The 9,549-nt window shown below is 67.3% G+C and carries 8 protein-coding genes and 1 pseudogene; 1 reads left to right on the top strand and 8 read right to left on the bottom strand.

Annotation, left to right across the window (positions count from 1 at the left end; all coding sequences use genetic code 11):
• Positions 1-217: 217 nt before the first annotated feature.
• The 3 genes from IG94_RS42730 to IG94_RS0137500 are packed head-to-tail and all read right to left on the bottom strand — an operon-like array spanning position 218 to position 3,674.
• Positions 218-940, bottom strand: a complete 723-nt coding sequence (locus tag IG94_RS42730; protein WP_031048400.1) for a hypothetical protein — start codon at positions 938-940, stop codon at positions 218-220.
• The gene (locus IG94_RS0137505) at positions 940-3,051 is read right to left on the bottom strand and encodes a PLP-dependent aminotransferase family protein (protein WP_031048397.1); all 2,112 of its coding nucleotides are present in this window, start codon (positions 3,049-3,051) and stop codon (positions 940-942) included. Before IG94_RS0137505 ends, IG94_RS42730 begins: the two co-directional genes overlap by 1 nt.
• Positions 3,052-3,077: 26 nt before the next feature.
• Positions 3,078-3,674, bottom strand: a complete 597-nt coding sequence (locus IG94_RS0137500; RefSeq protein ID WP_031048395.1) for a helix-turn-helix domain-containing protein — start codon at positions 3,672-3,674, stop codon at positions 3,078-3,080.
• A gap of 201 nt (positions 3,675-3,875) precedes the next feature.
• On the opposite strand from IG94_RS0137500, the pseudogene IG94_RS43925 reads away from it, so the two are divergent.
• Positions 3,876-4,219: pseudogene (locus IG94_RS43925) on the top strand (transposase family protein); the annotation flags it as partial.
• A gap of 112 nt (positions 4,220-4,331) precedes the next feature.
• Here the strand turns inward: IG94_RS43925 and IG94_RS0137485 are convergent.
• From IG94_RS0137485 to IG94_RS0137465, 5 genes are all read right to left on the bottom strand, one after another.
• The gene (locus IG94_RS0137485) at positions 4,332-5,591 is read right to left on the bottom strand and encodes an MFS transporter (protein ID WP_078892582.1); all 1,260 of its coding nucleotides are present in this window, start codon (positions 5,589-5,591) and stop codon (positions 4,332-4,334) included.
• Positions 5,578-6,165 carry an ArsR/SmtB family transcription factor gene (locus tag IG94_RS0137480; RefSeq protein ID WP_031048385.1) on the bottom strand — a complete coding sequence of 196 codons (588 nt, stop codon included), beginning with the start codon at positions 6,163-6,165 and terminating at the stop codon, positions 5,578-5,580. Before IG94_RS0137480 ends, IG94_RS0137485 begins: the two co-directional genes overlap by 14 nt.
• 89 nt (positions 6,166-6,254) lie before the next feature.
• Complete coding sequence (locus IG94_RS0137475; protein ID WP_052411065.1) at positions 6,255-8,360, bottom strand: B12-binding domain-containing radical SAM protein; 2,106 nt, start codon at positions 8,358-8,360, stop codon at positions 6,255-6,257.
• A gap of 15 nt (positions 8,361-8,375) precedes the next feature.
• Complete coding sequence (locus IG94_RS0137470; protein WP_031048379.1) at positions 8,376-9,053, bottom strand: iron-containing redox enzyme family protein; 678 nt, start codon at positions 9,051-9,053, stop codon at positions 8,376-8,378.
• Between the two features lie 117 nt (positions 9,054-9,170).
• Complete coding sequence (locus IG94_RS0137465; protein ID WP_031048376.1) at positions 9,171-9,413, bottom strand: hypothetical protein; 243 nt, start codon at positions 9,411-9,413, stop codon at positions 9,171-9,173.
• Between the last annotated feature and the right edge of the window lie 136 nt (positions 9,414-9,549).

The following is a 9,549-nucleotide window of genomic DNA, read 5'->3' as shown; positions in this document are numbered from 1 at the left end:
CCACCAGCAGGTCGCCACACTGGCCCGTGGTACGCGAACGTGAACACAACAACCAATCCGCAGCCCTCGACGCGCTACCGCCAACCATGCACGAGCTCGCTAGGGACGGTTCCAGGGTCTTCGCCACCCAGCCTACCCCCGTCCGACGGAGCCATCTGCGGTCAGTACGCGCACGCCTCACTGTCTCCTTCCCCGAGGCAGCATTTGTTCTGGCCGGTCAGCGAGGCCGCCAGGTCCGCACTTCGAGATGCACGATGTGGGCATCGGTGTGGATGCGTCCGGTCTCGATCAGCCACTGCTGCACGGCCGCGGTGACGTCTCCGCCGGCGGCGTCGACGCGATGGGCGAAGTCGGCGGCGTCGAAGCCGCCGGTGGCGGCGGAGCCGTAGGAGCGTTCCTCGGTGTGGTCGGTGCGCTGGACGACGTCGCGGCGGATGCCGGGCGAGTCGGTGCGGCTACCCGACGGCATCACGTAGCCGCTCTGGTGCAGGCGGACGGTGAAGGCGAGTTTGAGGCCGCGGCGGGCGGCTTCGGCGATCAGGGGGCGGAGGCGGGCGGAGCCGGAGGCGATGGCCTGGGCGGCGACGCGGCCGGTGCCGGTGCCGGTGGGGGTGATCAGGACGGCCTTGGAGCGCACGCGGGCGCGGGTGCCCTTGGCGGTGGTGCGGCGGGTGGTGTGGCGGGCGGCCAGGGCGGCGAGTTCGGGGACCTCGGTGATGCCGCCGGTGGTGACGGCCTGGAGGACCTGGCGGAGGGCGGTGACGAAGGCGGCGCCCTTGTGTTTTGTGTAGAACTGGGAGACCAGGGAGGGGTCGCGGTCGATGATGCGGGCGATGTCGCGTTTGGTGTAGCCGGCCTGCTGGAGCCGATCGGCGAGCTGGGCGGCCTCGTTCAACCCGGGCGTGGGGGCGGGCTGTTGGCGACGCTTGCGTGGGGTCATCAGGCACCGGCCGTGGTCGGGGCGGGCGTGAGGGCGGCGCGTCCGGCATCGCGCAGCGTGAGGAGTTCCTCTTCGCTGGTGGGGGCCGCGAGGGGGCCGGTGAGGTGGCCCTTTTTGAGGTAGTCGCCGGGCTGTTGGTGGTAGGGCCAGGCCTGGGGCTGGGTGAGGTAGAGGGCGTCGGTGCGGAAGGCGATGACGGTGCCGGGGGCGGCGTGCAGGGCGCCGGCGTGGGTGTCGTCGGCGCGGTGGCGCTGGGTGAGTAGGGCGGCGCGGGCGCCGGACCAGATGGCGGCGGCCCATTCGGGGTGGGCGTTGGGGTCGCGGCTGAAGCCGGTGGGCTTCTGCCAGGTGATCGTGTCGTCGTCGAAGCCGATGATTTCGGCGTCCGCGGGGACGTCGCGTTCCTGGGTGCGGGGGGTGGTGCCGGTGACCATGCGGGGGCGTTGGGCGAAGGAGCCGATGCCGTACAGGAGGATGGCGCGGATGCCGCGGGAGGCGAGGTGGGCGGCGCGGGATTGCTGGGCGTCCTGCTGGAAGTGGGCCTGGGCGCTCAGGTTGGACCAGGCTTCTTTGAGTTTCTTGGCCCAGTCGTCGAGGGGTTTGCCGTCGTCCCAGAGGATGCCGTCGAGGACTTCGATCTTCCATGGGGTGAGGGGGTTGGTCAGGGCGGTGTGGACTTCGGGGCCGCCGGCCCAGGTGGTGAAGGTGGTTCCGGGGGTGGCCGGGTAGTGCCAGGCGCGGTCGCCGGGGGCGGGCGCCGGGAGGAGGCCGACGTGGTCCCAGGTGTCGGGGACGGTGGCGCGGATGTGCCAGTGTCCGCACCCGTACAGGGCGCGGGCCTGTTCTTTCTCGGACCAGGCGGCGAACTGCCGGCCGGTGATGCGGCGCGGGGTGCCGACCGGGGACTTCCAGGTGTGCTTGGCGTAGGCGAAGGTGCGGTCGTACTCGACGAGTTGGGGCAGCATCTCGGGTACGCGGGGCGGGGCGAGGAGTTCGTTGCGGCCCTGCCCAGCGGTGGCGTGCAGCAGGCCGCGCAGTTCCTCCGAGAGGACGGGGTAACCCTCGGAGTATTGGCCGCGGGCGGGGATGGTGCGGGTCCACAGGTCCCGGCCGGTCTGCGAGGGCGAGCCCATGACGACGGCGTCGTCCCAGTGCCGCCGCAGCGCCTGCCAGAGCAGGACGAAGGCGTCGCGGGCGGTGGCGGGGTCGTCGCCGTCCTCGAGGTCGAACCACTCCCCCATGGACCGGATCTCGACGTGCGATTCGTCGTCGCTCACGTAGCGGGCGACGGGGTGGCGGGCGTGGACGAAGTGACCAGCCATCCGGTCGCGTCCGCGGCCGGTGTCGGTGCGCCAGCGCGGGGTGGGGGCGTTGAACCAGGCCGCGACCGCGTCGCGCAGGTAGGGGTGGCGGTCGGCGTCGCGGTGCCAGGGGGCGCCCGCGGTGATGTAGATGCGTTCGGCGCCCTCGGGCAGCACACCGAAGACCGCGTTGAGAATGTCGGCGGCGGAGCGGGTGCCGAGGTCGAGGCGGTGGGTCTGGTTGCGGTGGACCAGGATGCCGGTGTCGGTGTCGAGGAAGACGGTGGAGCGGGCCTGCTGGGTGAAGTTGGGGCGGGTCGAGGCCAGGTTCTTGGTGTGCGTGAACCAAGCGTCGCCCGTCTCGCCGTCGGGGATGGAGGGAAGGGTGCGCGGCTCGCCCTCCTCGGCGGTCGGGGCCACGGGCGCGGTCGGGGCCGCAGGCGCCGCGGGTGCCTGCGGGGTTTCGCCGGTTGGACCGGTTGGCGGTGCGGTGGGCTGGGGTACGTGCGGCCGCGGTTCGATGTGGGGAGCTCCGGCCGGTTGGTCAGCCGCTGCCGGCCCCGGTGCGGGCGTAGCGTCGGCAGCCAGGGATTGTGGGGCCAGTTCCGGGGCGCGGGCGACGACTTCGGCCAGGCTCAGTCCGGCGGCCGGGGCGATGCGTTCGGCCTTGGCCTTCTCGTAGGCGGCCAGTTGGGCGATCTGCTTGTCGCGTTCGGCCTCCAGCTTGGCGAGGGCCGTCTGGGTCTTCTTGATGTTATCGCGGACCGTCCGCAGGTCGGCGAGCGTGGCGTTGTAGCTCTGTGCGTCCATGAGGGTCCTTGGCGTGGGGCGGCGGGTCAGCCTGTGGGGCGGGTGGCGACGTAGGCGATGGGCCCGCTGGAGTGGGAGGGCAGCCGGGTCCCGAGCAAGTGGTCGGCGAGCCGTTTCTCGTCGTCGGTGACCCCGGTGAGGTGTTTGACGGGGGTGGCCAGGTCAGTGACGTATCCGGCCAGACGAGCGTGCGGGAAGGCGCGGCGTCCCTGGGCGTTGGTCTCCCACTGCCCCAGCCCGGTCAGTATGGCCACCACGTATCCGGCGACGGTGACGGGCAGGACGCCAGCGGCTGCAACGCTCGCGGCGTCGCAGCGCCACCACCCGCGCAGCGCTTTGAGCAGGGTCGCGGGCGGCAGCGAGGCTGCAAACCCGGTCCAGTCGCGGTCGTTCTCGGTGACGTGCCGGGCGGCGTCCACGCGCAGGACGGCGATCTCGTCTGCCTTCAGGTGGTGAAGGGGTGCGTGGCTGCGGGCGGCGAGGTTCTGCACGGTGGTGAGCGGGATCATCACGCGCACGCCGTGGTGAGTGAGGTCGGGGAGCAGTCCGGCGTGGACCAGGCGGCGCAGGGTGGTGATGGCACAGCCCAGTTCCTGGGCTGCCTGACCTGTGGTCAGCAGCACTTCCGTTCCTCCTCCCTCTCCAGCATTCAAGTGAACTCACTTATTTGATCGTACTCGATTTTAGATGTGAGGAGACAGGGCGTCAAAGGGGAGGGCAGGTCCTGTGGTTGCGTTTACCGGTCGCGGGCCGTAGCCGTAGCCGTAGCCGTAGCCGTAGCCGTAGCCGTAGCCGTAGCCGGGTGAACGCTTCCCATCGGCCGTCGCTACGTCCACGAGGCGATCGACACCCTGGCCGCGCTCGCGTCGACGCCCGACGAAGCGATGAGGACGGCCCACCTGAAGGCGTACGTGATCCTGGATCGCACCATGCTGCCGATCAACCGGATCGGCCGCCGACCGCCCCTACTACTGCGGCAAGAAGCGGCACCACAGCGTGAACATACAGGTACTGGCCGATCCGTTCGGACGGCTCCTGTGGACCTCGCCCGCGCTGCCCGGCGCCACCCACAACCTGACCGCGGGACGCGAGCACAGCATCATCGATGCCCTCCGCCGATAAGGCGTATCCGGGCTCGGCACAAAACGTCCGGGTCCCGCCCAAGGGGTGCCGCCTCAGCCTGGTGGGCAAAACCGTCAAACGCCTCGAGACCCTCAAGGCCATCGGCAAACCTGGCCGATCTTGGTAGATAAAGAACAAGCTAAGCCGGCGGCCCGCGTTCAACCGACTTTTCTGTAGGTGGCTGATCGAATGGCGGGAAGCGCCACTCCGATCGCTGCTGCGCCGATTTCCATGAGGGAGAAGACGACGAATGTCGTCGTTACTCCGGTGGCTGATACGAGCCATCCGCAAACAATATAGGCAAGTGGTACGAGGCCAACCATTCCGAGCGTCATGACACTCATGACACGACCAAGGTGCTCGGTGTCAGTGTTTAGCTGTACGAGGCTCATGGTGATCGCACTGGCGACACTCAGGCCAATCCCCATGATAGCCATCAGCGCAGCAGAAAGGAGGAGATGGGGGGTGATGGCTGCGGCCGCCATACAGAGTGCTTGGGTGATGAGCATGACCATAGCTGCGATGCCAGGGCGCGGGATCCCTTTGACTGCGCTGACCGCCAGCGCTCCCGCCAGTGCTCCTGCGCCTAGGGCGCCGGTCAGGATGCCGTAGCCGCTAGCGTTCCACCCCTGGTGATCGGCAAGGAGTGGGAGACCTACGTTTGCGGGCCCGGCGAATCCGAATCCTGCGATAGTGATAACGAGGATGGTGTTCCGGATGAGCGGATTGCTGGCGGTGTAGCGCAGCCCTTCAGTCATTTGCCGCGAGACACTTATTTGGGTGGCGCTAGATTTGCCTTCCGTCTCCTCTTTCGTGTGTGTGAATAGCAGACAGACGATGGAGATGATGAGGGCACTGCCGTTGGCTATGAGCGCTGCCACTAATCCACCGACGGCGAGGGCGACTCCGCCAAGAGGACCGCCAAGAAGGAGTGCGCCTTGTTGGGCGGCCTGCCGTAGTCCGTTTGCCTGTGGGATCTTGCTTGATTCGATGAGTAACGCTGGCATGGCGCTGCTGGCGGGGTAGAAGACTCCGTCTACGGTTCCGAAGGCTACGGCGATGACGCAAAGGGTGGTAAGGCCGGGCGTCTGCGTGATGGCCCAGAGGCAGAAGAGTCCGACGAGGATCGTGCGTGCGATGTTGCTGCCCAGCATGACCTTGCGAGCGCCGTAGCGGTCGGATATGACACCACCGAGCAGCATGAGGATGGCGCGTGGCAAGGACGCAGCGGCCAGGGTTGTTCCCACTCCGTTGGGGCCGGCTGCGTCTTTCGCTGCCCAGGCCAGGGCTACGAAGTAGATCTGATCGCCAAGTAAGGACGTGCCATGAGCGGTCAGGTAGCGCGTCAGGTTCCCGGTGTTGTGGGTTACGACCGGAGTTTCCTCTGGTGGCCTTGTTGCGTGATCACGGCTGTTCATGGCGCCTCGTCACAGGGAAGGCATAGAGGAGTACTTGCACGCGCTCGCTGCTTGCCGGGCGTGCTGGCTTTCGCTCCTGGAAGCGGCGGATGACGGTGGCGAGTTCGTCGTGCAGTTGATGCAGGCCAGCGGAGTCCAGGTTCAGCATGTAGTCGTCTGTGACTGCGGCGTCCACCCACTCATCGGTCCAGGTTTGTTGCTGGTTCAGGAAGCCGGACAGCCGTTCGTGATGGAGTTGCAGGATTTCTTGCCTCACTGCCGTGTCGGCGGCGCGGCCTTCTTCGGTGGCGAGGAAGGTGGCAGAGGACCAGCTTGTCATCTGCTCGCGTACGCGCCACCAGCGTTCTCTGGCATCCTTGGCCAGCTCGGGAGCTTCCTCAATGAAGCCATGCTTGGACAACTGCCGCAGGTGGTAACTGATCAGCGAGACAGCTTCGCCTGTCACCTCGGCGAGCGCTGAGGCCGTGGCAGGGCCTTCGCTGCGCAGTTCGCTCAGCAGTCTGATACGCGCAGGGTGCGCGAGAGCCCGCAGAGCCCGAGGCTGGAGGCCGTCGTTGGGGGGTGTGGTCGTCACACCCCCCAAGCTAGATGCACAAGACTTGTTGTGCAATAGTCCTTGCTGAACTTCTCAGGTGACGCCTCGGGCTCGCAGGAGAAGGTGCTTCATCTCCTGGTAGGCGGCGCCGCCCTCGAAGACCGCAGGCTCGGCGGGCATGGCGCGGCCGGAGGGAAAGATGTCCAGGGGGTGCCCGAGGCGGACCGTTCGGCGCGGCTCTCGCCATGCAGCCAGGTGGCGATCTTGTGTGCTGTCGCGCCACCGGCGGAGGCGCATTGCCCGTGGAAGTCTTCGAGCTCGTCGACGGCGGTGAAGGTGTCCAGATGCGTGAAGGGTGTCGTGTAGGCGGCGGTGCGGACGAGCGGTTCCCATAGTAGTGAAGGGGTCTGGTCGTCGGGGACCAGTTGGCGTCCGTACCGGGCGAAGTACAGCATGGTGTGGGCGCTGTCGATTCCGCCTACGAACGGCCGGTCGTCGACCAGCCGCAGGACCCGCTGCGCGAGCTTTTTGTTCTCCTCCTCAACTACCATGAGTTCCAGCAGTGATTCCCCCTGCGGGCTCTCCAGCGGTTGCCACGGGACCCAGCGGAGGATGTCGTCGACCGGCGGATTCTCCAGGGGTTTGACCCGGAAGCGCTCCGCCTGCCTCGCGATGTGCGAGCCGCGGGTCAAGACGAATTCTCCGATGCCAGCGATGGCCCATAGGTCCTCGTGGTCGAGCAAGAACTTGAAGGTCTGCCCCGCTTCTTGCGCGGTCTCGGTCGGGAACCCGGTGAAGCCCATCATCTGGGCCCCGATGCCGGCAGAGGCCAGTTCCTGCAGCACACCGGGCACTTCGCTGATCCGCGTCCCCTTGTCGATCAGGTCCAGGATGCGCTGGACGCCTGATTCGTAGCCGAAGGAGATCGCCAGGCAGCCGGCCGCGCGGAGCTTGGCTCCCATTCCCTGTTTGGGGAAGGTGCGCTCCAGGCGGAGTTCCCCGCTCCACTGCAGGCTGAGCGGGCTCTCTGCCAGGGCCTCGCAGAGTCGTCGCAGGTAGGCGGGAGACATGGCGTCCACCGCGAAGTACACCGTTCGGCCGATGTCCGCAGCGCGGCTGAGGTCTTTCAGCACCCGCTGGATGGGGCGTTCTCTGGACGGTGAGGTCGGCCGGTCGGTGTTGAGGCCGTAGTCACAGAAGGTGCACTTGTTCCAGTAGCAACCGCGGGTAGGGCTGTAGAGGAGGACGGGCTCGGGTGCCCAGTACTGATCCCAGTCCCAGATGTCGTACCGGGGGCCCGCGAGGTTGGCCACGTCCTCGTAAACGACGGGCGGGGCCAGCGGAGCTCGGGGAGCGTCCTTGACCATGAGACCGCGCAGGTCGTGGCTGAGGGGGGTGCGCGAGCGGACGGCCTCGAGCAAGGCCAGGAAGGCGCTCTCGCCTTCTCCGGGGACGATGGCATCGGCGTGTCGGTACAGGTTCCAGATGTCGGGCATGCGGCGGAGGAACTTGACGTCGTCGGAGACCTCGGTGCCGCCGAAGACGATGACGGCGTCGGTACAGGCTGCTCGGGCGGCCCGGGCGAGCACCAGTGCGAACGGCAGCTGGCTGAGGTAGCTGACCGAGAAGCCGATGACATCCCACTGCTCTTGCTCCAGAAGGGCAGCGAAGGGGCCCTGCACGTACGGCCGGACGACGTCTTCCACCGCGTCGAGGAACCGGTCATCCGATACATCGGTGATGGAGCAGAGGTTGACCGGACCCTTGGTGCGGATTTCGAAGCCGTCCAGGAGACCGGTTGGTCCGGCGAGGGCGAGGAGGTCCATCCACCTCCTGATGACCATGACCGCCTGACGGTAGCGGTCGTAGTCGTAGAACTGCTCGGCGTCCTTGAAGACGCCGATCGCTGCCTCGACGGAACTGTCGGACAGGCCGACGCCCTGCAATGCCGTCTGGTACCGCAGCTGCTCGTCCCTGCTGAGGGCATCCTTGGCTTCGGCACACGCCCGAACCTCTTCGGCCAGCATCAGCGTCTGCCGCACGTTCTCCGGATGCGCCAGGCAGTTGAGCGCATCGACGTTGGCGTCGCAGGCCCGGAAGCCCGTGAAGCCGGCCGCTGCCGCCGGGCCGATCAGGTAGGAAATCGAGTGGTACGGCGTGGTGGGGTCCGTGAGAGGCGGACTGACCAGCAGGTATTTGACATCCGCCGCGTCCCGCTCCAGGGCGCTGCTCATACTCGGACCGGCCTTTCAGCTCTGAGCCGGAGACTGAGTGCTCAGGCGACGGAAGTAGCTGCTCCATCCGGTCAGGAAGGCCCGGCCCGAGGCGATGAACGCCTGATGCCGGCGCTCGGAGGTGGCGTAACGCTCGATGAGTTCAGCGATCTCCTCACCGTGTTCGGTGTCGGCCTCGGTGTGGAACAGGAGCGTGTCGAAAGCCTCCAGCGGCAGGTCGAAGCGCTCGGCCAGTGCCTGCAGCCCGTCGGGCTGGTTCGGGTGCCCCTCGGCCACGTAGATGTAGCCCAGGATGGCTACGGGGTCCACCTGCTCGACGAGCGCGAACTGGGTGCCCATGAAGGCGAGGATCTCGGGCTCGGGGAAGGCGTCGACCATCGCTTGCCTATCGCGGCCGACCTTGGCGACATCGTTGAGCAACCACTCGACGTGCGGCGCCTCCTCCTCCGCGTGGTGCTCACACCAGTGGGCGAACTCGGCGTACTCCGGTCCCAGGGTGGACGCCCTGCGTCCCGCGGCACGCATCAGCGGCACCCCGAGGTTCATCGCGTGGTAGAGCTGCCCCAGCGTCTCCCAGAATCCTTCGGCCCCACGCGCGGACATGAGGTTCCGCCACGTGATCTTGTGGATCCCGTAGTAGGGACGCAGCTCGTCTTCCAGACGAGCGACATGGCTCTCCACTGTCACGGTCATACCGGTTCACTCCTTGATCCAGGATCACAGATGCTTCATACCGAGCAGAGGGGCCTGCGGCGGCCGGCCGGGCTGATGGCCGGCCGCCGCAGGCTTCGTTGCGTCCAACCGCGAGAGTCAGATGTTGTTGTCCATGGCGACGCAGTCGGGGTCGCCGAGGAGCTGCACGGTGTTCTGCAGCTCGCGGACCTCGGCCACGGACAGGCCGGACAGCAGCGCTCGCTCGGCCGCGGGCAGCGACTCGCCGTGGCGCCGGAGTGCCTCCTCCATGCCCACGGACGCGGCGACGTCCAGCACGTCCTGCAGGCGCAGGGCGTTGCGGATGTCGGTACGGGCCGCAGTACGAGATGACGTGATCATGACAGTCCTTTCGTTGGCCTATCGGATGGATGCGGTTCCTAGTAGTGCTTGGTCACGTGCGGTTCGTGGTGGCGTGTCTTCTTGATCGGTCGTGTCGTTGACCGGGTGTGCTGGGTGGGGAGTTGGCTGCGGTCCG

It is taken from the genome of Streptomyces olivaceus, from assembly GCF_000721235.1.
Classification (GTDB): domain Bacteria; phylum Actinomycetota; class Actinomycetes; order Streptomycetales; family Streptomycetaceae; genus Streptomyces; species Streptomyces olivaceus.
Note: the sequence above shows the minus strand (reverse complement) of the source record. Positions and strands in the feature narration are given on the sequence as shown.

What these genes read in the sequence shown, in the direction of transcription:
- IG94_RS42730 (WP_031048400.1), bottom strand. Translation starts at nt 940, where the DNA reads ATGACCCCACGCAAGCGTCGCCAACAGCCCGCCCCCACGCCCGGGTTG.
- IG94_RS0137505 (WP_031048397.1), bottom strand. Translation starts at nt 3,051, where the DNA reads ATGGACGCACAGAGCTACAACGCCACGCTCGCCGACCTGCGGACGGTC.
- IG94_RS0137485 (WP_078892582.1), bottom strand. Translation starts at nt 5,591, where the DNA reads ATGAACAGCCGTGATCACGCAACAAGGCCACCAGAGGAAACTCCGGTC.
- IG94_RS0137475 (WP_052411065.1), bottom strand. Translation starts at nt 8,360, where the DNA reads ATGAGCAGCGCCCTGGAGCGGGACGCGGCGGATGTCAAATACCTGCTG.
- IG94_RS0137470 (WP_031048379.1), bottom strand. Translation starts at nt 9,053, where the DNA reads ATGACCGTGACAGTGGAGAGCCATGTCGCTCGTCTGGAAGACGAGCTG.
- IG94_RS0137465 (WP_031048376.1), bottom strand. Translation starts at nt 9,413, where the DNA reads ATGATCACGTCATCTCGTACTGCGGCCCGTACCGACATCCGCAACGCC.